The following is a 19,051-nucleotide window of genomic DNA, read 5'->3' as shown; positions in this document are numbered from 1 at the left end:
GGTACTCAGCCAGGGATTGGCCTAGGTAACCACTCGTCGAAGCAGCTACCCAGGGATACGTGGCGATATCGGCAATGGAATAGTCGCCCGCCATGTAAGGGGTATTGGCTAATTGGCGATCAAGGACACCCAAAAGGCGCTGTGTTTCCTTTTCGTAGCGCCCAATGGCATAGGGTAATTGCTCTGGGGCTGAATTTCGGAAGTGCCCGAGTTGACCAAACATGGGGCCAACACTTGCCATCTGGAACATTAGCCATTCAATGACTTTGGCGCGATCGCCAGGTTCAGAGGGCAAGAACTTCCCGGTTTTCTCCGCCAGGTAGATTAAGATGGCACCGGATTCAAAGACAGTGATATCTTTCTGGCGATCAATAATGGCTGGAATTTTGCTGTTGGGGTTGATGGCCACAAACTCAGGCTTAAACTGATCCCCTTGACCAATGTGGACCTTGTGGATGGTATAGGGCAGTCTGAGTTCTTCCAGCAGGATCGCTGGTTTGTAACCGTTCGGTGTTGTGAAGGTATAGAGGTCAATCATAATTTTCTCCAGTTCAAGTAGAAGCAATCTGGAAGCGATGGAACCTAAGTTGAGACCTAAAGGGAATAGGGGAGACCATCACAAAATCCTGATAGATCACCATTTTGGGGCGATTGTCATAAATCTGCTGTTCTAATAAAAACTCGCTGTAATCGCTGAGTGTATCGAGGTTCAGGAGGTTCAACACAATCTCGGCAAATATCCAGAACAGGATCCTGAATGTAGATTTTTGCCATTGTTGATTCATGATGCCAAACCTCCTGTTGTTTGCGAGTGCAAACAATACAGCCTGCAAAATGCCATTAAGCCGCAATGGTTCTCAGCGCAAAGTCCCGAATGTAAGTCGCAATAAACTCTAGGTCTTCCTCCAGAGCAAAGTGGCCCGTATCGAGGATGTGGAATTCCAGATTATCGAGATCTCGCTGATAGGGATAGGCTCCTTCGGCAGGGAAGATATCATCGCCTTTCCCCCAAACCAACAGTGTTGGGGGTTGATACTGACGAAAATATTCTTGCCACTGGGGATATAGCGGTGGGTTGGTTCCGTAGCTATAAAACAGCTCTAGTTGAATCTCTTTGTTACCGGGACGGTCCAGCAAATACTGATCGTTAAACCAGTTATCGGGCGAGATCGCATCTAAATCACGCACCCCATTGGTGTACTGCCATTTAGTCGCATCCAACGTCAACAAATTATCGGCTAACACTTGGGCATTCTCTGGCGTTTTGGCTTGCCAATAGTCTTTAATCGACTCCCAAAACTCTCGCAGCCCCTCATCATAGGCATTCCCGTTTTGTACGATTAGGCCCAATATTTGCTCAGGATGCTTTGTGGCTAAGCGATACCCTACTGGCGCACCATAGTCCATGACATACAGGAAGTATTTTTCAAGACCAAGCTGAGTGACAAATTGCTCGATCACATCTGCCAGCTTGTCAAAACTGTATTCAAACTCAGTCACAAGTGGCATGGAGCTAGCTCCAAATCCGGGATAATCGGGAGCTACCAGATGGAAGGTGTCCGCCAGTGCCGGAATCAAATTGCGAAACATGTGAGACGAAGTGGGAAACCCATGCAGCAAAAGAATGGTGGGAGTATCCTTAGAACCAGCTTCGCGGTAAAAAATATCCAGTCCGTCAATTTCAACAGTGTTGTGATGGACATGAGTTATGAGGCGGCGGGTAACGAGGGTAGTCATAGCAGCATTTCTCCTTAATCGGTGTTGGTGGATAAATAACTCACTCTTCCCAGGCGTGCCTACATTTCAGGAACAATCAGGTCTCCTTTCGCCCAAGCTGCATCGGCGTTAGATTTCATCGTGGCTGCGTCAGCTTCCCATTGGGGTTTGGTGTTACCGTGCTCGCCGTTGTAAAAGAGATACAGCTTATCGTCGGTCACTAGATAGGTTTCGGGATCGACGGGGACAAGTTTGCCTTCGGACACTGCCACCGCACAGAAACCACCGTATTGGGGACTATAGGCTTCAGGGTTAGCTTCGAATTTTGTTTTGTTTTCAGTGGTGGCGAAGTAATAGGTTGCGCCGTCTTGAGTGGAGGTGATATCAGAACTGCCGGGAACGGGATGAGCGGCAAAGTAGGAAACAGGATCATAGCCATTGATGGCAACGTTTTGTTCGGTCAGATTTATTGGACGAGACATGGTTAAACTCCTGGACCCAACGGTCCGATAGTGTGGGTATTTCAAAGCTGGTTAGCTGGCAATCCCTCGCGATTGAGCCAGCAATTCAATCCGGCAAACTATGTAGAACGGTCTGTCTATTTATATTATGTAGACAGGTCTGTATATTGTCAAGGGATTTTTTAGTTTTTTTGCGGGAAGGTTGAATGCCGTTGCTGTCTGGAGATTTATCGCTGCTTCTGAAGTAACTTTTGATGGCCATCACAATGTCATCAAAAGCTGGTGGGTGGATAAATGAGTTAATATGTAGACAGGTCTGTATATTATTGTGATATGGCTCGCAAAAAAAAATCTCGTTCCTCAGCTCGCGATCGCATCCTTGCTGCAGCCTCTGAGCTGTTTTATCAAGAAGGTACTCAAAATGTGGGTATCGACCGCATCATTGCGGAGTCGGGCGTAGCGAAGATGTCGCTATACAACCACTTCAAGTCTAAAGATGCGCTGATAACGGCTTGGCTGCAGCAGAGAGATGAAGACTGGCGAGCTTGGTTTCAAGCTCGGGTAGAGTCGCTGGCAACAGAACCTTGCGATCGCATCCTTGCTATTTTTGATGCGCTGGTAGAGTGGATTGAGCAGCCCGATTTTCGAGGGTGTGCCTTTATCAACTCCACCGTGGAGCTGGTGGATCCAGAGCATCCTGGGTATCAGGTCGCGATTGAGCATCAACGTGCGATCTCTGATTATGTTCTCAGTTTAGTCACTGTGGCAGGGCTAAATAATCCAGACATGCTGGCTAAGCAACTATTGGTTTTGATCGAAGGGGCAATTGTGGTGTCGATGATGCAGGGGAATTCCGATGCCGCACTGTCCGCGAAACAGATCGCTGCTACCTTACTTTAACGATGTGTCTCACTCCCAAGCCTGAATTGAAATCATAGGTAGAACTGTAGCTGCTTGAACATGGAGAACATTGGCAGCTACAGAACCTTGTTGAACAGTCTTCCCATTTATGCAGCCTGGAGTTTATGGTTAATACCGTCTCCTCCAGCCGCAACACCTCCATCTACAGGCAGAACCACGCCCGTTACCCAGCTTGCATTAGCCAGATATAACACTGCATCGGCAATATCTTTGGGTGTTCCCATTCTCCCTAGCGGGTGCAGTTCGGTGAAAGAATTCAAGGCTTCCTGTGGCGTTTCTCCATGTAAAGGAGTTTGCACAACCCCAGGAGCCACCGTATTAATCCGAATCTTGTCGCTGGCTAATTCGAACGATAGATTTTTAGCCATGGCGGTAATGGCGGCCTTCGCCATAATCGGAGCTGAAGAAGGAATCAACTGGCTGGAATGGAAGGTAAGAATGGTGCCAATATTGACAATCGCACCACCATTCCTTTGAACACGCATCTGATTGACAACCGCCTGGGTCAACGCAAAGGTGCCCCGGACATAACCTAGGTATTGGTCTAATTCATCAATGCCATAGTCAATAAAAGGCTTGACGGCAAAGATGCCTGCGTTGTTAATCAGCACATCCACTCGGCCAAACCGAGAGACAGTTTCATCCACCAGTTTAGGAACAAAGGCTGGATCGGTGATGTCACCTGCGACTAAATGAATTCGTTCTGGCTGCTGTAGTTTCTGGGCTGCTGTTTCAAGTTTTGACCTTGTCCTGCCATTGAGCGTTACGTTTGCACCTGTGTGTAAAAAGGTCTCGGCGATCGCATAACCCAAGCCAGTGGCACCGCCAGTAATGATTACAGTTTGAGTGTTCATTTTTCTTGTCTCCTGATTGATCAAAAGTTCAATGATTTTTATGTCTGTTCCCGAAAAGCTTCTACCGGCACCCCACCCACACCCCAGTCCTCGGTTGCCACTTCATCAATGACAACAAATGTCGTGGCTGGGTTTTTATCCAAGACCTGAACTAGAAGGTCTGTCACTCCCTTAATCAGTTCAGCTTTTTGCTGGGAGGTTGCCCCTTCTCGGGTGATTTTGACGTTGACGAAAGGCATGATCTGACTCCTATGTATTTTGTGCCAGGTTGAACCCTGTTTAGGCGTCAGCATGATTTGTGGAGTGGAAAACCTTGGTGATGATTTTCCATTCCCCCTCAAGCTGCACGAGGGTCAACAGGTCTATATAGTCTTTGGACAGCATCGAGCTACGCATATGAGCGATAGCAGTTACAGGCCCGACAAACTCGATTGAATCTACTGAGAATTCATAGGACTCTTGAGAAGATTCCGGGGAAGACCGCTGCTCAACAATTGGGAAGTAGGTATTCATGTCCAGGTGCAGCAACTCTCCATCAGATGCTGTGAAGTATTGGGCATTGGGGTGAAACACAGTTGATAGAAGCTTTGGATCACAACGATACAAGCCATTGTAATAACACCTGAGCACATCAAAAATGGCTGAATATTCGAGGTCTGTGACCTGTTTTTGGCTTGCATAAACCTGTGTACTGTTCATCATGCATCCTCCTCTGAGTGAACGATTTACTTTGCATGGTTTAACCGTATCTCTTCACTCAAAAAAGATAAATATCAATTTAATTGAATAACTTTTTACTCAAGGTGAATAATACTGACAGCAGGATTGTTCATATTGGGAGTCACCGGTGATGGATAAGTTAGTGGCGTTGCAAATCTTTCGGCGAGTCATTGAGCTAGAGAGTTTTAGTCGAGCCGCAGAGGATTTAGATCTATCCAATGCAGCAGTGAGTAAAAACGTGCAGGAGTTGGAGAAGGCACTGAGAACTCAGTTGATCCATCGAACAACCCGGCGTTTACATCTAACGGAGGTCGGGCAGCTCTACTTTCAGCATATTTGTTCCATTCTCGATAAGCTGGAGAGTCTTGAAGAAAGCATTTCAGATCTTGAGATCAAGCCTCGCGGGCGGCTGCGGGTTTCAGCACCCGTGTCATTCGGTTTGACCGATGTAGCTAAGGCGATTTACCAATTTCAAGCAACGTATCCCCAGATTGAGATCGAACTTATTCTCAACGATCGCTATGTCGATCTGATTGAGGAGGGATTTGATGTCGGCATTCGAGGAACAGGAGCCGTCAGTGATACCAGCCTGGGGATGCATCGTATCTGTGATATCAGACGTGTCGTTTGTGCCTCGCCTGCCTATCTGGAGAAATATGGAGAGCCGCAAGTCCCAAATGACCTGCGAAAGTACCCTTGTGTGATTTATAGTCTGGCGAGATCGCCCTGTGAGTGGCGCTTTCAGCAGGGGACTGAAAAGGTGACGGTTACGGTCGATGGTCCTGTACAGGTTAACAACAGCCTTGCTGTGGGGCAGGCGGCTGCTGCCGGACTCGGGATCATTTTTCTACCCATTTTCACGGTGTCAGAGGCACTGGAACGTGGGATGCTTCAGATCATCCTGGCAGACTGGTTGGCTGAACCTTTGACGTTATATGCGGTCTACCCCAAACATCGCCAACATTCTCGGAAACTGCAAGTATTCATTGACTTTCTCTCGGATGCGCTCGTGTCGATGGCTTCTTCTGACCCAGTAGAACACTCCCCAATACGATTGCAACCCCCAGCAGTTGAATAAGAGTCAAGGTTTCCTGCAAAAAGACGTAGCCGATCAAAGTCGCAACTAAGGGACTCATAAGTGTCAGATAGGAGACGGCTGTGGCGTTGAGTTTGCTAATTCCTCGAAACCACAGTGCATAGGCCAATCCAGTACCGATCACCCCTAGATAGATAAATGCCCACAGGTTGGTTCTAGAAAGTTGTGTCAGCGGTCCTTCAGCCAACAAAGCAATGGGGAGTAACATCAACCCTCCTGCTGTTAACTGCCATGCTGTAAAGACCATCAAAGGTACTGGAGGCCGCCATCGTTTAACTAGGACTGTCCCCAAACCCATTGCTGCAGCGCTAGCAAGCGCGGCCAGAATACCAATGCCATCCAAACGAGCACTTGGACCCAGAACTAACAAACCCACACCGATGCAACCTGAGATCGCGGCCACAAAGGACAACTGGGAGGGCTTATCGCTCAAGACCAGCCACGACAACAGAGCGACCAGCAAGGGCTGAATGGCCCCTGCTGTTGCAGCCACGCCCCCTGGTAGACGATAGGCAGCCACAAACAACAGCGCCTGGAACAGCCCAATATTGAGGAGACCCAAGATTAAAATCCGCCCCCACCAAATGCCTTGTGGCAGTTTTCTTAGTCCAATCGTCAGCAAAACACCAATGGGCAGTGCCCTGAGGGAGGCCACTAATAACGGGTGGTTGGGTGGCAAGAATTCGGTGGCGACCACATAGGTTGTACCCCAGGTGATGGGTGCAATGGCAGTTAGTACAACATCTGAAACATGGGTGGTGGGTTGTTTCATAATTACTATTTTTTATAGTGACGCCAAAGTCATTCCAAGTATTGAATGACTTTGGTACATCGTGATTGTGGAGGTTGTTCTATTGAGATGTGAACTCTGTTCTGCAAGTTAGAGGATCTAGAGCTGAGAGGTTTATTGCCTTATCAGGAATCCGCCCCCAAATTGAGACCTTTCCACTCGAACATGCAAATGAGGCATTTGCAAAAGTCCTGGAAAATAAGGTGCGTTTTCGTGCCGTACTTACCTTCTCAGTGATTTAATGAATAATTTGCATAGCCGTGAAGGTCAATAAGCGACGGTGAATCGGGTGCGATGGTGATGAGGACACTCGGCTTCATCTAGCAGTGCAACTGCCAAGTCCTCCATGGTAATCGTTGACTCACCCTGGCTGTCGATGAGTAGGTCGTCAGTACCGAGCCGGTAGTTTCCGGTCCGTTTTCCTGGCTGCAGTAGCGCTGGTGGACTGAGATAGGCCCAATCCACTTTCGTCTCTGTACGGCAGACTTCGAGCTGGTCGATACATGCCTGACCAATGTCACGCCAAGCAGCAGGGAGGAATTTTGGGTCGTCGATGACAGTGGTGCCTTCCTGTTCGGGCACGTTCAGACTAGCAGCACCACCGACGAGTAGAAGGCGCGTCCCAGTCCGGCGTAAGCCGGCTAATAGTGTTTTTGCCGTTGAGACAAGTTCGCTCTCTCGACCTGGTGATGGCCGTGTAGCACTGATGACGACATCCTGGTTAGCACTCAAGGCGGCGACGTCCTCTACACTGGCTGCAGAGGCGGCTGTCGCAATAGCGGCGGTAGGCAATTCTGTGAATCGAGCCGGATTACGCACGACAGCGGTAACCTCATGACCACGAGATAGCGCCTCAGCCACCACACGGCTGCCCACGTTGCCTGCTGCTCCAAATATAGTGATACGCATGATTCTAAACTCCTTACATTAGTTGATTCTTTAGTTTGTAATGCCCAGATTGATATCCCTAGAGAAACCATCTGGACGGTGGGTATAGGGTGCTCTCAAGTGCTCTCAAAGGTTGAGCCATGCATTCGTTAGGCCACAGCTACATAACTAGCCAGTAACCGCTGCCAGATATCGAGCGTATGAGGCATCGACGGCGCCACGACCACCACCGATGATGTTGCGTCCCCATGTATATCCGTACACATCCTCAAACTTGTATTTCGCTAAACGATCGCGCATGTTAAGCACATCGCTGGTCTGCATTGGAACTAGATTGGGATAGCTGTACATAAACGAGACGTGACGCCGATCTAAACCCACCTGTAAGGCATCTCCAGAAAAGAGAGCACCCCCCGATCTAGGGCCATCTGCCCAGTGGAGAGCAGTGCTGCCCGCGAAATGCCCACCGCAACGAATGAGCGTAACGCTTTCAGAAATCGAAAGTTCGTCACCAGACCAAAACTTAATTGCTGGGTGGGGGCACTGAACCCATTGCCGGTCTGCTTCATGGAGCAAGACGGGGACACCCCCGAAAGCATCGCTCCATTCACCCACCGAGGCATAGAAGTGGGGATGAGAGATGATGATCCGATCAAGACCGCCGCGTGACTTGATGGCATCGATAGCTTCATTCGTTACTAGACTGAGTGATTCCCACAAAATATTACCGGCATCCGTTGGAAGCAAAAGGGCACGTTGATCAATCGCAAAGGCTGGTGTCAGGCCAAACCCAAGCAGACCGTCTTCGTCTTCAATCCGCTGCTTGTAACTTTTTGCAAGGGCCTCATGAGTAGTCCAGTGCTGGCCTTTCCAGCCAACGTATTGGCGCTCATCTTCACAAATGGCACAGTGCTGGGGAGTGTGGTCTGATTCGCTTGTCTGAATACCACAGGTTTCACAAATATATTTCATGGTAGTCACCTCATTTCAATATTTGAGCGTCAAGAACCGTGATCGATGGGGGCACCGATCCAGGATTTATTGAGACTTTAGAAATAAAACTGCGGCTGTCTTAACGCCTGCATTCATGCTAATTTGTTTACTGAAAATAAACAATAAGCAATTTAGTTAATTAACTAGCAACTTAAAGTAAACAATTATGGAACGTTTGACTGCCCTGAACGTGTTTCGTCACGCTGTAGAGTTGGGGAGCTTTGCGGCAACCTCCAGACATCTGGGTCTCTCACCAGCCGCCGTAAGTAAAAATATTGGTGAGCTGGAAACGCATCTCGCGACACGACTCTTCAATCGCACCACACGGCGCATGAGTCTGACGGAAGCGGGTACGCTCTATTACGATCGCATTATTCGTGTGTTGGATGAGCTAGAGGAAGCTGATGATCTCCTGCGGACAACACAAGAGACACCAAGAGGTCTGTTGCGGGTGAGCGCACCCATGACAGTGACCCTGATCTGCCTATCGACGTCAATACCGAAGTTTTTGAATCGGTATCCAGAGGTGTCGCTTGAGCTTCAGTTGGACGATCGTCGTGTCGATATCGTCGAGCAAGGGTTTGACCTAGCGCTTCGCGGCAGCGATAAGCTCGAAGATTCAAGTTTAATTGCCAAAAAGCTGATGGGATTAAGGCATGTGGTCTGTGGTGCACCAACCTATTTCACCCAGTATGGTGTACCCATATCTCCTGAAGATCTTGTAAATCACGCTTGCATTCAATTCACGCTGTCAAGCCATTCTAATGAGTGGACCTTTGAGAGTGGCGAGCGCACCGTCAATGTCCCGATCCATGGCCGCTATCAGGTCAACTCCAGCCTTGCTGTTCGTGATGCCCTCCGTGCTGGCTTTGGATTGAGCTTAATCCCTTGGATTTACGTTAGAGAGGATCTTGAAGAGGGCTGCTTGCAGACCGTTTTGGATGATTGGTCACCCAATGAGGCAACTCTTTACGCAGTTTATCCATCCAAGCGCTATGTCCCCTCCAAAGTGCGGGCCTTTCTTGATTTTCTGGTCGAGGAACTGAATCTGGATGAGAATGAGGAATTTCTATGAAATGCTCAGTGTTTATTGCGACCAGTGCTGATGGCTATATCGCCACACCAGATGGGGGTGTAGATTGGCTGGAAACCTCTGGCAACAAGATGGCTGACATGGGCGATCAATTAGATATGGGCATGGCCACCTATCTTAGCTCCATCGACTGCATGATTATGGGGCGTAAGTGTATGGAGAAGATTTCCAGCTTTAATCTAACGCCTGAACAATGGCCCTATGGTGGCATACGCATCATCGTCCTGAGCAGGACAGTCAAAGAGCCGCCTACAAATCTTAAGGACAAAGTCGAGATACATGCAGGCGATATACCCACCCTAATGTCTCAACTCGAAACTGAAGGGTTTCCCCATGCTTATATCGACGGTGGCACTACCATAACCTCCTTCCTTAACTTAAGGCTGATTCACGAAATCACGATTACTCAGGCACCCATTCTTCTGGGAGCAGGCACGTCTCTGTTCGGCAAAATATTCAAGAAAATTAAATTGGAAAGGGCTGAGGCAACCGCTTACCCGAATGATTTTATTCAGATCAAATATCAAGTCAATTACCAAGAACAAGGCACTGTAGGCCAAGCAGTTTGAGTACACTCAGACAGCTAATACAACCAATTTTGGTACTGGGGCTGGTGAGGTGTCATTTCGTCGCACAGCCACACCATGCGATCGAGGAACCAGGTTTTGCCCAAAATCACCCAGGACAAACCCAGCAATGTCGGCCAAGGATTGAGGCTCCACAGTCCCCATACGCAAATGATAAATCCGACCGCATTCACGATATTAGTGAAGGCAATGATAGGACGGTGATGAGACGGGATTGGTACCTGCGTTTGATTGAGCCAAATTCGCTCACCCAGCACAGCTTTAGAGGCCCATTGACGAGTAGTTTTGGGTTTGGGAAAGACACGGGGATTCAACCAGATCCACAAGATGACGACCAGTGTCAGGACCAGCGCACCCCAGCCTAACCACAATCGACTCCAAATTGCTGCAATCAGCAATGGTAGTGCCCCATAGCGAGTCCACACACTCCAGGGGTTAGCGTGGCGTGCCCATACCTCATCTGTCATGTGAAATGCATCAGCCAACTTTTGTACCGTAGTCATGGTCTAGTCTCCTTCTAAGCAGGCGTCGCTATTTTCGGAGCCAAAGTAACACTGAAAAAATCACTCATAGCTTGATGTAGATGGATTTCCAAGGCTGGTGCAGAGCAGTGTTTTCGCCAAGGTTCATTAGCGTGGTCTCTTCTGAGAAATGCCTCGTCATCTGATCGCCCATGATGCCTTGGAGCGTTTTGTTGGGGCTTAACAGCAAACCACTGATGTAGCGACGGATATAATTAAAAACTGATTCTCGAACAAATACCTCGTGGTAAGGCTCTAGGCCACTGGAAATGGTCGCAGGGATGCCGACTAACGGAACCATGGAGAACACCACAAGTGAACGGCTGCTATCACTCACTTCATAATATTCGAGCGAACCTTCCAAGTCGTGTCAGATTATAGATTGGGGTTCACAAATCAAACCTTGAACGAACAGAGTATAGTTAAGCATCAAACACATGCTGCTGAGTGTCTCAGTTAGTCATTGCCATTCAGTGCCTTTCACATACTTTCCAAGGCTACTCAACTAAAATGGCTCGTATTGCAAACATCATCATTGGACTACTGGCCTTACTGCACGGATACATCCTGGTGCTGGAGATGTTCTTTTGGGAGTCGCCCACTAGCCTTCGGGCCTTCGGGTTAACCCCTGCATTAGCCAAGGCAACAGTTGCGTTGGGGGCCAATCAGGGACTGTACAATGGCTTCCTGGCTGCGGGCTTGATATGGGGTTTATGTCTGGGCCGGAAGGGTCGTTCGGTGAAGACGTTCTTCTTGCTCTGCATTTTGATTGCCGGAGTCTTTGGTGCAGCGACCGTAAACTCACGAATATTAATGTTCCAAGCGGTTCCCGCTGCGATCGCCTTGGTGCTCTTATTTCGGGGCCGTGATGTTTAACAGAAGCCCCATTACTGCTCTTCCACGCGATAGAACTCAACATAGAATTCCACTGGACCCAGGGGGTGAACTTGATGGGGAACTTGTGGCTCTACGATACCTGGTAATTCTAGGGTCAGTCTGTATTCTTCAGGGGGATCAAGCAGGATCTGGTACTCTAGCTGGCCTGATATGACCTTTATTTTGCCCCAACTTCCGTCTTTGGTGGTGTGGTGCTTCAATAGAGCAGCAGGAACGGTCTCTTGCGTAAAAATGGGTGTGCGCTTGTAAGCCACAACATCAGGGGGTAACGCTTTCATTGGATTCACCTCATATTGATTCAGGAAAAACAACTTTAGAATTGGGACGATGCCCCAAATAGAGATGGGCCGCAGATTTAAGAACAATTTCTGAGTACAGGATCTGTTGAATCTTCTTACTTGGTGCCCGCTGAGCGATTGCTTGGTAAGCTGTCATTTCGCCTTCCAGACTAAAATCGGCCTGACATAAATAATGGTCGTAGTCGTGGATGGCGACCAGGGCGAATCCGTAGAAGGGGCTGGGATACATATCTGAGTCGTAGCTTTCCACCGATTCCCACAGATGGTCTTGCTCGATATCGGCAAACATATCTGCTGCGGAATCGTATCGCATAAAATCTGATGCCTCGACGGCCAAGGGGAGTTGTTGGTACTCGGTCATGATCCATTCACAAAACTCATCCATTGTGTCTTCAGAAATCTCCGCAGGCTCCCCATCTAAATATTGTTGGGCTAATTGCTCGACTTGAGTGATCATATTGATCGCCTCCTGTCCCTTGCTTTGTGAGCTGGACTTTGCTTACAAATTCAATATGCCAAAGTTGATACGCTAGTTCCTTGAGGTAGCTCAAAGAGGGCCAACACCTATGAAAGCAACGGTCGAACAGCTTGCCCAACTCCCTCTGTTTGTTGCTTGTCAAACCGAGGATTTGGCGCGTCTACAACCCCATACGCAACTCCGCTCATATCAACGAGCTGAAATTGTTTTGCACGAGGGCGATCCGTTACCTGCTAAGCTGCATATCCTGTTCACTGGGGTGCTGCAAGTGCAAAAGAATGCAACTACAGGGAAAGAGACCATTTTGCGATCGCTTCGAGCAGGCGAAATTTTTGCAGCCCCTGCCCTTTTGGTGATGAACAAGCCCCTGCAACGGTCCTTGTCCTTGAGAACTGTCAAGTTTTAACGATTCCGAGGTCCATTCTGATGGAGGCTTTTCAGCACACTCCAGAATTGGCACTGAGGTTGCTGGTGGTGTTAAACCTGCGGTTGCAACAATTGCACAATATCGTGCACGGCCTGGTTTCGGAACGGGCAGTGGTGCGACTGGCGCGCTTGATTCAATACTCAGCTTGGCAACATGGAACGGATCTGACTACGACAGGGGAATTACTCCGTATCAAGTTGCCCTACTATCAAATGGCCCGCAGTATCGGGATCACCTATGAGGAATGCTCGCGGTTGATGAAAGGACTTGGAGGGGTGGTGAGTTATGGTCGAGGTGGCAAGATTGTGATTTTAGATCGAGAAGGGTTGGATCAGATGGCTGCGGGTCTGTCGGAGGAGAGCGACTTAGGGCAAAGCAAAGGACGGTTCATGACCGGTCTTTGGCGGCGATAAACTTTAACCGTAGAACTTGCTGCCCCGTTGGCTCGTGATGCTTTTCCAGGACAGGCTCAAAGCCGTATCGAGCATAGAATGCTTGGCCGATGGAGTTTTCCTTGAAGACTTCAACTTCCAGATCTCCGTGCAAAGCCTGGGCTTTATTCATTAAGGCCCAGCCCAGACCGACACCGTGATACTCTGGCTGCACAAAGATGGCTCCGACTTCGTTGCCAAGGAGTGCGATAAACCCAACCACTTTCCCTTCATGGTCAGTAACCCAGGTATCCGCATTGGGTAGATAAACATTCGGGATGTTGTACCGTTCTTGGCTGAGAAACTCTTCTGTCAAGAAGGGATGAGCAATCTTCGATGCATTCTCCCAGACAGACATTACGTCGTGTAAGTCGCTACCTTGATAGGGTCTGATGGTGAACTGGATTGAGGGTTTAGGGTTCATTGTGACTGTGCCAACGAGAGCGCTCTATTTTTTCAGCCATAACAACAGCGCAAAAATCCCCAGGAGTAGCGCTTCTGTTCCCAGCAATCCATTCAATGTTTGAGCGTCTTCTGGTTGGAGGCTGAATTGAGATCTAAAAATCGTGTAGGGGACAAACTGTAATAGAGAAATGCCGCCAAACACAAGCCACACAGACCAGGTGAGTCCCTGCCAGAGTGAGATCGCCACAACGAGATCAAACACCAGCAACATCACATCCATTAATCGCCACAATAAAGGTGTGGATAACCAAGGGGTACCCGTCAACCCAGCGATATTGCCAATATGCACCGTCGCGCCGTAGAGGAGAACTCCGGCCATGACCTTGGCGTAAATTGCGGTCCAAGGTGCCTGTAGATCAAATTCAATAGCCATGGTTTTGAATATCTCCCTCACTTTCATTCAAATGCGGATGACGACTTTCCCTCGAACCTGCCGCTGTTCAAGATAGCGGACTGCTTCTGGTACTTCGCTCAGCGGATAACTGCGATCGATGCAGGGGGCAATCTCACCTGACTCAAGCCACTCTTTGACAATCGAAAGATCGTCTGAATTAACTTTCATTGCCAGGGCTGTCACCCTCTGACGCATAATCTTGCCAAGCAGGGAGCCAAGCAACATCACCTGGAAAAATCGAGCAGTCGAACCACCCACCAGGACGTAGGTTCCTCCCGGACTTAAAATCGGTTGATAGTCCAAGACTGAGCGGTAGGCGGCGGTGTCCAGAATCAGGTCGTACTGCTGTTCCGTTTGGGTGATTGTTGGCTGGGTGTAGTCAATAATATGGTCTGGGTTGAGCGATCGCACCATCTCCATCTTTTCGGTCCGACACACTGCCGTCACCTCAGCTCCATAGGTTTTGGCAATCTGCACCGCGAACGACCCCACACCACCAGAGGCTCCATTAATTAACACCTTCTGCCCAGACTGAATCTGCCCAAAATCCCGCAAGGCTTGCAGAGCCGCCATTGCTGAGGTTGGCACAGCCGCCGCTTCCTCAAATGTTAGGTTCGCAGGCTTAGGTTGCAAGGCATCTACCGGGGCACAAACATATTGGGCAAATGCCCCCCATCCAAACTCGGACAGATCTCCAAAAACCTCGTCACCTGGTTGAAATTGCGTAACCTCTTTACCGACCGCTTCCACTTGCCCTGCCAAATCAGATCCCAAAATGTTGATCGCTGGCTTGAAAATACCGCCGAACATTAAGCGAATCAAGAACGGTGTGCCTCGCATCAGATGCCAATCGCCCGCATGGACAGAGGCCGCTTGTACTTTCACGAGCACTTCGCCATCATGAGGTGTAGGTTTGGGGACATCGACTAATTGCAAGATATCCGGGGAACCATACTGAGTCTGCCAGATCGCTTTCATAGTGCAGATGCTTTGAACTTGAGAAACAGAATTTATAGATGACATCACATGAGATTCCTTAACGAAGTGGGGGCTGAAGCGATTCAGTTTGAGTTCAGCGTCCATTGTTCGCGCCAAAGACACAGGCAACAGAGCAGTCCTAGCCACCCTCTTTGACTTCTCCTACGCTTTTTCTAACAAACAGTGAGAGGATTTGTCCCTTTACATGATCTTGATGCTCTCAAATTGACTGACGTAACCCGTCAACGTGGTGTTGTAAAACTGCTTCCTGCTGCTCATGGCTTAGCGACTCAGCTTGAATTAAACTATCAAGACTAACGCCGTTGACCAACGCCAGCAGGATATTAGCTTCCTGCTCTGGTGAAATACCTGAGCAAATTTCCCCTTGATTCTGAAGCGCGACCAATTCCTGAATGATCACTTGCCGTAACTCCCCAGCACTCTGCTGATGATCTACCATCAGTCCTTCACGCCCGATGGCGTAGCCCAAGAATGCAACCCATACCCGCAGAATTTCCTGCCGTTCTTTGTCGATAGGCAAAAAAGAGGACAGCATCGCCACGAGACGATCACAGCCAGAGACATTTGCAATAGCGTGCTCCATCAGCTTCTGGAGCCGCTTGGTCACCTGATGCAGGGCAAATAAAATCAACTCTTGCTTATTACGAAAATAGTGCGTGACCACCCCTGTGGTGCAGTTCATCTCCTGAGCAATCGCTCGCATACTAGTGCGATCAAGCCCTTCCCGGACAATTACCCGCCACGCAGCTTCTGAAACTTCAAGACGCCGATCAGTTTGAATCATAGGCATTTACAAATCTCCATATTTCCATGTTGACAGCATATCATAACAGTTGTTATATTCATTACATAACAACTGTTATGAGGCTAAGTCATGCAGTCTGATGTACTTTATTCACCAGCACCTCCCATGCCACGAACAGGATGGCAGGGGCAATTGGACCGCTTTATTGGGCCGGGGGCCACGCCAGCCGAGGTGATCCTACAGCTAGTGCCATCGTTGGGCGCTGCAATTTCAGCACCTATCTACGCTTCTACTCTGCCGATTGACTGGAATCCATTGCAGTTAAGCCTGATCGCTATTCTGGGATTCGACCTGGTGGGTGGTGTATTGACCAACGCCACCGCAGCAGCCAAGCGCTGGTACCACCGCTCTGGTCAAGGATGGCGGCAACATTTGACCTTTGTCAGCGTGCATTTATTTCACATTGGCTTGGTCGCGATTTTGTTCCGAGGAGCGGATGGATTCTTTTTTGCGGGTATCTCAAGCTATTTGCTACTGGCGTCAGTGTTGATTTTGGCAAGTCCACTGTATTTGCAACGACCGATCTCGCTGGGGCTTTATGGTTTAGTGCTATTAGGAGATCGATATCTCTTCGCCCCAACGCCAGGACTGGAATGGTTTTTGCCCCTGTTTTTCCTGAAGCTTCTTGTTAGCCATCTACTGAATGAAACACCCTATCGTCAGACTGATCGACGATAGCCATCAATCAACTTTTGTTAACGATTTTTCGTTTGTTTATTACTAATATTGAGGTCTATAACCATGACACTTCGTACTCACCATTGGATTGCGATTGTATTAGGATTTTCGGGCATTGCCCTTGGCGTACTCGTACCGGGTGGTCCGATCGAGACTCGCAGTTTTTCCCATATTGATCCCATTACGCTTGGAGCATTCAATACGTTTTTGACGAGTTTGGTATTGGGAAGTCTGCTGCTTGTTTACTTTGTCCTTAAGTTAGAACGCTGGGCGATCATAGGAACTGCAGTCTGTGGTCTTTCCTTTCTAGGTGTATATGGACTTGATCTAGCCCACATCTTCCCGGTGTCTCCTGATGCCATGCCCCCAGCTTTATTAGCAATCGAAATACTGGGCACTATCGTTTCGTTGCCTCTCATAGTGCTAACGATTCAAGCGTTTAGGGGTGAAGGTCAAGAACAGTTAGCGGCTACCAGTTCCACACCATCTACAACGCTCACCTTTGACTTACTCCAACGCTTTACCGTGCTTGGCATAACGCTAATTGGGCTAGCTATCATTGCCTTTGCTACACGATCCGCAATGGGGCTTTGAATATCAATCGTATTCGTAACCGCTGGAGAACTCACTGAAATGAACGCTGCAACTAGTATTCTTATTGCTGGTGGGTATGGTGTCGTTGGCCGACAATTGGCGATGCTGATCCGTCAATGCCGCCCTGATTTGCCGCTTATCATTGCCGGACGGAATTTGGCAAAGGCTGAAGCCCTAGCGATTGAGCTAGACCATGCCAGCGCTTTACAGCTCGATGTTGAGCAGTCCAATCCATTGCAAGGAGCACAACCCCGTGCGATTGTTGCGCTTGTGAATGACCCTCATGACTATTTATTGATGGATGCAGTTCAAAATGGCATCCCCTACCTTGATGTAGCCCGATGGTCCGAACGGCTTAGAGAGTCAATATCTCGGCTATCGACCGAGACGGTGTCCGCCCCGGTGATGTTTACCTCGGGATGGATGGGCGGAATCGCGGCATTAATGGCAGTAGCAGCAGCGCGTACCTTACAGAAAACAGAGCAGATTGATATTGGCGTTCTCTTTTCTCTAAAAGACAAATCCGGCCCCAACTCCATTGAGTATATGGATCGGTTAGCAACGCCATTCGAGACTCTGACTGACGGACAGCCACAGCAAGTTTTTCCCTACACAGACTCGCGCAGGGTCAAATTTTCAGGAGGATTCACGACTCCTGTGTATCGATTTGACACGCCGGATCAGCTCACCCTGCCGCAAGCGACGGGAGCTAAGACAGTGGCTACTCGAATCGCTTTCGATGATATCTTCTCAACGCAACTGCTGCGAGTCTTAATTCGTTCTGGCCTATGGAAGCTGATCAGCGGAGATCGCTTCACCCAATTACGACAATCGCTCCTCTACAATCCTGGCAGTGGCGCTAGCCATGAAATTGACGTTGCGGTTGATGGCAGTGACACCAACGGCTTCTCTAAAACCGTCACGGCTACAATCGTTGATCCACAAGGACAGACTCATCTCACGGCACTAGGCGCATTGATCCAGCTAGAGCGTCTACTTGGGCTAGACGGGGCTAATCCCCCTGCACCAGGTATTGTTTACCCTGATACGGCACCACAAATAGAACATGCGCTGTACCTATTGGAGCAGTTTGGTGTAACGGTCTCATTTCAATCTTTGCCCAAGGGGATACTTGAGGATTCTTCAGTAACCCCATTTATTGGGGCAGCACCATTCGTATCACAACGGTGTCAATGAATCGTAGTGGTTTGACGCGACTGAGTTACTCGTATTTCAGCCTGGGCAGTAACGAAATTTCTTTACTTTTCTTGGTCGTCTTAAATTTCAACCTAAAATTCGTTTGAAGTCAGTCTGTCCCAAAAATATGAAAAGAGCTTCATTTGGCGCTTATTCCATTGCTGTTCTGCTCCTGAGTGCTGGATGCAGTGAACAACTTGGGCCAACTCGTCAAGAGTTAAAACAAAATCTTCGGAAAAAAACTCTCTACACAAGTTGAAGACTTTGAAATTGAAGGCACAGAGAACCTTGGAACTCAGACTGAGCCTAAGATTCAATCCAGATTCAGGGCTACTTTGAAATACGCAGAAGAGGATTTTACAATACCAGAAGTTAAAGAGTTAATGCGAAAGAATGATCGGTTTGGGAAAGAGTATGCAGAAATTCACGGTCTTTCCACTTCAACTCGCCAAGGTAGTCAATGGGAAACAGAATTTACAGTTGAAGAGCAAAAGAATCTTCTGAAGGAATAAGCCAAGCGACCTATGCAACCCTTGTAGTGCATTGCGGCTCAATATGTTGGGATGATTAACTTAAATCGTAATTCTGTAAGTAATTACGTAATTACGATTGCCAGACTCAAACAACCTACGAAAGAAAGGCCAGTTAGGAAAGAGTAATCAGAAATTGACGGCTTATCCACGTCTACTCGATTCGCTACTTGAGTTTATTGCTAGGGAGTTTACAACCCATGAACCCAAGAAAGTT

Annotated in this window: 29 protein-coding genes; 11 read left to right on the top strand and 18 right to left on the bottom strand. The window is 48.6% G+C overall.

Going from position 1 to position 19,051, the window contains the following annotated elements; translation table 11 throughout:
* The 4 genes from Q0991_RS11065 to Q0991_RS11050 all read right to left on the bottom strand — a co-directional run.
* A partial coding sequence (locus Q0991_RS11065; protein ID WP_299488359.1) for a glutathione S-transferase N-terminal domain-containing protein occupies positions 1-538 on the bottom strand: 538 nt, incomplete at its 3' end.
* A gap of 13 nt (positions 539-551) precedes the next feature.
* Positions 552-785, bottom strand: a complete 234-nt coding sequence (locus Q0991_RS11060; RefSeq protein ID WP_299488357.1) for a hypothetical protein — start codon at positions 783-785, stop codon at positions 552-554.
* A 55-nt stretch (positions 786-840) separates the two neighbouring features.
* On the bottom strand, positions 841-1,737 hold the full coding sequence (locus tag Q0991_RS11055; protein WP_299488355.1) for an alpha/beta hydrolase: 897 nt from the start codon (positions 1,735-1,737) through the stop codon (positions 841-843).
* Between the two features lie 59 nt (positions 1,738-1,796).
* On the bottom strand, positions 1,797-2,198 hold the full coding sequence (locus Q0991_RS11050; RefSeq protein ID WP_299488352.1) for a YHS domain-containing (seleno)protein: 402 nt from the start codon (positions 2,196-2,198) through the stop codon (positions 1,797-1,799).
* Positions 2,199-2,510: 312 nt separating this feature from the next.
* Here Q0991_RS11050 and Q0991_RS11045 point away from each other — a divergent pair, with 312 nt between their 5' ends.
* Positions 2,511-3,077: a TetR/AcrR family transcriptional regulator gene (locus tag Q0991_RS11045; RefSeq protein WP_299488350.1), complete on the top strand. Its 567-nt coding sequence runs from the start codon at positions 2,511-2,513 to the stop codon at positions 3,075-3,077.
* Between the two features lie 107 nt (positions 3,078-3,184).
* Here the strand turns inward: Q0991_RS11045 and Q0991_RS11040 are convergent, their stop codons facing one another.
* From Q0991_RS11040 to Q0991_RS11030, 3 genes are read right to left on the bottom strand one after another with little or no spacing between them, the layout of a single operon-like run.
* Complete coding sequence (locus Q0991_RS11040) at positions 3,185-3,952, bottom strand: SDR family oxidoreductase (protein WP_299488348.1); 768 nt, start codon at positions 3,950-3,952, stop codon at positions 3,185-3,187.
* A gap of 38 nt (positions 3,953-3,990) precedes the next feature.
* Entirely contained in the window at positions 3,991-4,245 is a 255-nt protein-coding gene (locus Q0991_RS11035; RefSeq protein ID WP_299488346.1) for a 4-oxalocrotonate tautomerase family protein, read from the bottom strand.
* Positions 4,232-4,651: a nuclear transport factor 2 family protein gene (locus tag Q0991_RS11030; protein ID WP_299488344.1), complete on the bottom strand. Its 420-nt coding sequence runs from the start codon at positions 4,649-4,651 to the stop codon at positions 4,232-4,234. Before Q0991_RS11030 ends, Q0991_RS11035 begins: the two co-directional genes overlap by 14 nt.
* Before the next feature lie 151 nt (positions 4,652-4,802).
* Between Q0991_RS11030 and Q0991_RS11025 the strand changes: the two genes are divergently transcribed.
* Positions 4,803-5,750, top strand: a complete 948-nt coding sequence (locus Q0991_RS11025; protein WP_299488341.1) for a LysR family transcriptional regulator — start codon at positions 4,803-4,805, stop codon at positions 5,748-5,750.
* Here Q0991_RS11025 and Q0991_RS11020 read toward each other — a convergent pair.
* The 3 genes from Q0991_RS11020 to Q0991_RS11010 form a co-directional block, all read right to left on the bottom strand.
* Positions 5,656-6,540, bottom strand: a complete 885-nt coding sequence (locus Q0991_RS11020) for an EamA family transporter (RefSeq protein ID WP_299488340.1) — start codon at positions 6,538-6,540, stop codon at positions 5,656-5,658. The two genes, Q0991_RS11025 and Q0991_RS11020, sit on opposite strands and share 95 nt — an antisense overlap.
* A gap of 285 nt (positions 6,541-6,825) precedes the next feature.
* Positions 6,826-7,467, bottom strand: a complete 642-nt coding sequence (locus Q0991_RS11015) for an NAD(P)H-binding protein (protein ID WP_299488338.1) — start codon at positions 7,465-7,467, stop codon at positions 6,826-6,828.
* A gap of 147 nt (positions 7,468-7,614) precedes the next feature.
* The gene (locus tag Q0991_RS11010) at positions 7,615-8,418 is read right to left on the bottom strand and encodes a hypothetical protein (RefSeq protein ID WP_299488336.1); all 804 of its coding nucleotides are present in this window, start codon (positions 8,416-8,418) and stop codon (positions 7,615-7,617) included.
* 187 nt (positions 8,419-8,605) lie between these two features.
* Here Q0991_RS11010 and Q0991_RS11005 point away from each other — a divergent pair, with 187 nt between their 5' ends.
* Positions 8,606-9,514 carry a LysR family transcriptional regulator gene (locus Q0991_RS11005; RefSeq protein ID WP_299488334.1) on the top strand — a complete coding sequence of 303 codons (909 nt, stop codon included), beginning with the start codon at positions 8,606-8,608 and terminating at the stop codon, positions 9,512-9,514.
* Positions 9,511-10,101 (top strand): dihydrofolate reductase family protein, encoded by a 591-nt coding sequence (locus Q0991_RS11000; protein ID WP_299488332.1) that lies wholly within the window; start codon positions 9,511-9,513, stop codon positions 10,099-10,101. The genes Q0991_RS11005 and Q0991_RS11000 overlap by 4 nt, the downstream gene beginning before the upstream one ends.
* A 14-nt stretch (positions 10,102-10,115) precedes the next feature.
* Here Q0991_RS11000 and Q0991_RS10995 read toward each other — a convergent pair whose 3' ends face one another.
* Complete coding sequence (locus Q0991_RS10995; RefSeq protein ID WP_299488330.1) at positions 10,116-10,622, bottom strand: DUF6653 family protein; 507 nt, start codon at positions 10,620-10,622, stop codon at positions 10,116-10,118.
* Positions 10,623-10,686: 64 nt separating this feature from the next.
* Positions 10,687-10,941, bottom strand: coding sequence for a hypothetical protein (locus Q0991_RS10990; RefSeq protein WP_299488328.1), 255 nt, complete (start codon positions 10,939-10,941; stop codon positions 10,687-10,689).
* Positions 10,942-11,150: 209 nt separating this feature from the next.
* On the opposite strand from Q0991_RS10990, the gene Q0991_RS10985 reads away from it, so the two are divergent.
* Entirely contained in the window at positions 11,151-11,516 is a 366-nt protein-coding gene (locus Q0991_RS10985; RefSeq protein ID WP_299488325.1) for a DUF1304 domain-containing protein, read from the top strand.
* A gap of 11 nt (positions 11,517-11,527) precedes the next feature.
* On the opposite strand, the gene Q0991_RS10980 is transcribed toward Q0991_RS10985, so the two are convergent.
* Together Q0991_RS10980 and Q0991_RS10975 are read right to left on the bottom strand one after the other, a co-directional pair.
* On the bottom strand, positions 11,528-11,815 hold the full coding sequence (locus tag Q0991_RS10980) for a DUF1971 domain-containing protein (RefSeq protein WP_299488323.1): 288 nt from the start codon (positions 11,813-11,815) through the stop codon (positions 11,528-11,530).
* A gap of 10 nt (positions 11,816-11,825) precedes the next feature.
* Complete coding sequence (locus Q0991_RS10975) at positions 11,826-12,293, bottom strand: transposase (RefSeq protein ID WP_299488322.1); 468 nt, start codon at positions 12,291-12,293, stop codon at positions 11,826-11,828.
* Between the two features lie 109 nt (positions 12,294-12,402).
* Here Q0991_RS10975 and Q0991_RS10970 point away from each other — a divergent pair, with 109 nt between their 5' ends.
* Together Q0991_RS10970 and Q0991_RS10965 are read left to right on the top strand one after the other, a co-directional pair.
* Positions 12,403-12,720: a cyclic nucleotide-binding domain-containing protein gene (locus Q0991_RS10970; protein WP_299488320.1), complete on the top strand. Its 318-nt coding sequence runs from the start codon at positions 12,403-12,405 to the stop codon at positions 12,718-12,720.
* A 20-nt stretch (positions 12,721-12,740) separates the two neighbouring features.
* Entirely contained in the window at positions 12,741-13,154 is a 414-nt protein-coding gene (locus tag Q0991_RS10965) for a helix-turn-helix domain-containing protein (protein WP_299488318.1), read from the top strand.
* Here the strand turns inward: Q0991_RS10965 and Q0991_RS10960 are convergent.
* The 4 genes from Q0991_RS10960 to Q0991_RS10945 form a co-directional block, all read right to left on the bottom strand.
* Complete coding sequence (locus Q0991_RS10960; protein WP_299488316.1) at positions 13,129-13,596, bottom strand: GNAT family N-acetyltransferase; 468 nt, start codon at positions 13,594-13,596, stop codon at positions 13,129-13,131. The genes Q0991_RS10965 and Q0991_RS10960 overlap by 26 nt on opposite strands.
* 24 nt (positions 13,597-13,620) lie before the next feature.
* Complete coding sequence (locus tag Q0991_RS10955; RefSeq protein ID WP_299488314.1) at positions 13,621-14,010, bottom strand: hypothetical protein; 390 nt, start codon at positions 14,008-14,010, stop codon at positions 13,621-13,623.
* A gap of 27 nt (positions 14,011-14,037) precedes the next feature.
* Complete coding sequence (locus Q0991_RS10950) at positions 14,038-15,009, bottom strand: NAD(P)-dependent alcohol dehydrogenase (RefSeq protein WP_299488312.1); 972 nt, start codon at positions 15,007-15,009, stop codon at positions 14,038-14,040.
* Between the two features lie 220 nt (positions 15,010-15,229).
* On the bottom strand, positions 15,230-15,820 hold the full coding sequence (locus Q0991_RS10945) for a TetR/AcrR family transcriptional regulator (protein ID WP_299488310.1): 591 nt from the start codon (positions 15,818-15,820) through the stop codon (positions 15,230-15,232).
* A 120-nt stretch (positions 15,821-15,940) separates the two neighbouring features.
* On the opposite strand from Q0991_RS10945, the gene Q0991_RS10940 reads away from it, so the two are divergent.
* The 4 genes from Q0991_RS10940 to Q0991_RS10925 all read left to right on the top strand — a co-directional run bounded on the left by Q0991_RS10940 (position 15,941) and on the right by Q0991_RS10925 (position 18,816).
* Positions 15,941-16,513 (top strand): hypothetical protein, encoded by a 573-nt coding sequence (locus tag Q0991_RS10940; RefSeq protein ID WP_299488309.1) that lies wholly within the window; start codon positions 15,941-15,943, stop codon positions 16,511-16,513.
* 63 nt (positions 16,514-16,576) lie between these two features.
* Entirely contained in the window at positions 16,577-17,107 is a 531-nt protein-coding gene (locus Q0991_RS10935) for a hypothetical protein (protein ID WP_299488306.1), read from the top strand.
* Between the two features lie 39 nt (positions 17,108-17,146).
* Positions 17,147-18,304, top strand: a complete 1,158-nt coding sequence (locus Q0991_RS10930) for a saccharopine dehydrogenase (RefSeq protein WP_299488304.1) — start codon at positions 17,147-17,149, stop codon at positions 18,302-18,304.
* 335 nt (positions 18,305-18,639) lie between these two features.
* Positions 18,640-18,816, top strand: a complete 177-nt coding sequence (locus Q0991_RS10925) for a hypothetical protein (RefSeq protein WP_299488302.1) — start codon at positions 18,640-18,642, stop codon at positions 18,814-18,816.
* The last annotated feature ends 235 nt before the right edge of the window (positions 18,817-19,051 follow it).

The organism is Acaryochloris sp. IP29b_bin.137, assembly GCF_028285745.1.
Lineage (GTDB): Bacteria > Cyanobacteriota > Cyanobacteriia > Thermosynechococcales > Thermosynechococcaceae > Acaryochloris.
The sequence above is the reverse complement of the archived record's forward strand: the minus strand, read 5'-3'. Positions and strand labels throughout refer to the sequence as shown.

Bases quoted from the DNA above. Each gene is read 5' to 3' on its own strand.
- Q0991_RS10985 (WP_299488325.1), top strand. From the start codon at position 11,151: ATGGCTCGTATTGCAAACATCATCATTGGACTACTGGCCTTACTGCAC.
- Q0991_RS10935 (WP_299488306.1), top strand. From the start codon at position 16,577: ATGACACTTCGTACTCACCATTGGATTGCGATTGTATTAGGATTTTCG.
- Q0991_RS10970 (WP_299488320.1), top strand. From the start codon at position 12,403: ATGAAAGCAACGGTCGAACAGCTTGCCCAACTCCCTCTGTTTGTTGCT.
- Q0991_RS10930 (WP_299488304.1), top strand. From the start codon at position 17,147: ATGAACGCTGCAACTAGTATTCTTATTGCTGGTGGGTATGGTGTCGTT.
- Q0991_RS10955 (WP_299488314.1), bottom strand. From the start codon at position 14,010: ATGGCTATTGAATTTGATCTACAGGCACCTTGGACCGCAATTTACGCC.
- Q0991_RS11010 (WP_299488336.1), bottom strand. From the start codon at position 8,418: ATGAAATATATTTGTGAAACCTGTGGTATTCAGACAAGCGAATCAGAC.
- Q0991_RS10940 (WP_299488309.1), top strand. From the start codon at position 15,941: ATGCCACGAACAGGATGGCAGGGGCAATTGGACCGCTTTATTGGGCCG.
- Q0991_RS10945 (WP_299488310.1), bottom strand. From the start codon at position 15,820: ATGCCTATGATTCAAACTGATCGGCGTCTTGAAGTTTCAGAAGCTGCG.
- Q0991_RS11045 (WP_299488350.1), top strand. From the start codon at position 2,511: ATGGCTCGCAAAAAAAAATCTCGTTCCTCAGCTCGCGATCGCATCCTT.
- Q0991_RS11040 (WP_299488348.1), bottom strand. From the start codon at position 3,952: ATGAACACTCAAACTGTAATCATTACTGGCGGTGCCACTGGCTTGGGT.
- Q0991_RS11030 (WP_299488344.1), bottom strand. From the start codon at position 4,651: ATGAACAGTACACAGGTTTATGCAAGCCAAAAACAGGTCACAGACCTC.
- Q0991_RS11050 (WP_299488352.1), bottom strand. From the start codon at position 2,198: ATGTCTCGTCCAATAAATCTGACCGAACAAAACGTTGCCATCAATGGC.
- Q0991_RS10990 (WP_299488328.1), bottom strand. From the start codon at position 10,941: ATGGTTCCGTTAGTCGGCATCCCTGCGACCATTTCCAGTGGCCTAGAG.
- Q0991_RS11025 (WP_299488341.1), top strand. From the start codon at position 4,803: ATGGATAAGTTAGTGGCGTTGCAAATCTTTCGGCGAGTCATTGAGCTA.
- Q0991_RS10995 (WP_299488330.1), bottom strand. From the start codon at position 10,622: ATGACTACGGTACAAAAGTTGGCTGATGCATTTCACATGACAGATGAG.
- Q0991_RS11000 (WP_299488332.1), top strand. From the start codon at position 9,511: ATGAAATGCTCAGTGTTTATTGCGACCAGTGCTGATGGCTATATCGCC.
- Q0991_RS11020 (WP_299488340.1), bottom strand. From the start codon at position 6,540: ATGAAACAACCCACCACCCATGTTTCAGATGTTGTACTAACTGCCATT.
- Q0991_RS11015 (WP_299488338.1), bottom strand. From the start codon at position 7,467: ATGCGTATCACTATATTTGGAGCAGCAGGCAACGTGGGCAGCCGTGTG.
- Q0991_RS11005 (WP_299488334.1), top strand. From the start codon at position 8,606: ATGGAACGTTTGACTGCCCTGAACGTGTTTCGTCACGCTGTAGAGTTG.
- Q0991_RS10950 (WP_299488312.1), bottom strand. From the start codon at position 15,009: ATGAAAGCGATCTGGCAGACTCAGTATGGTTCCCCGGATATCTTGCAA.
- Q0991_RS10980 (WP_299488323.1), bottom strand. From the start codon at position 11,815: ATGAAAGCGTTACCCCCTGATGTTGTGGCTTACAAGCGCACACCCATT.
- Q0991_RS11060 (WP_299488357.1), bottom strand. From the start codon at position 785: ATGAATCAACAATGGCAAAAATCTACATTCAGGATCCTGTTCTGGATA.
- Q0991_RS10975 (WP_299488322.1), bottom strand. From the start codon at position 12,293: ATGATCACTCAAGTCGAGCAATTAGCCCAACAATATTTAGATGGGGAG.
- Q0991_RS10965 (WP_299488318.1), top strand. From the start codon at position 12,741: ATGGAGGCTTTTCAGCACACTCCAGAATTGGCACTGAGGTTGCTGGTG.
- Q0991_RS11055 (WP_299488355.1), bottom strand. From the start codon at position 1,737: ATGACTACCCTCGTTACCCGCCGCCTCATAACTCATGTCCATCACAAC.
- Q0991_RS11035 (WP_299488346.1), bottom strand. From the start codon at position 4,245: ATGCTGACGCCTAAACAGGGTTCAACCTGGCACAAAATACATAGGAGT.
- Q0991_RS10960 (WP_299488316.1), bottom strand. From the start codon at position 13,596: ATGAACCCTAAACCCTCAATCCAGTTCACCATCAGACCCTATCAAGGT.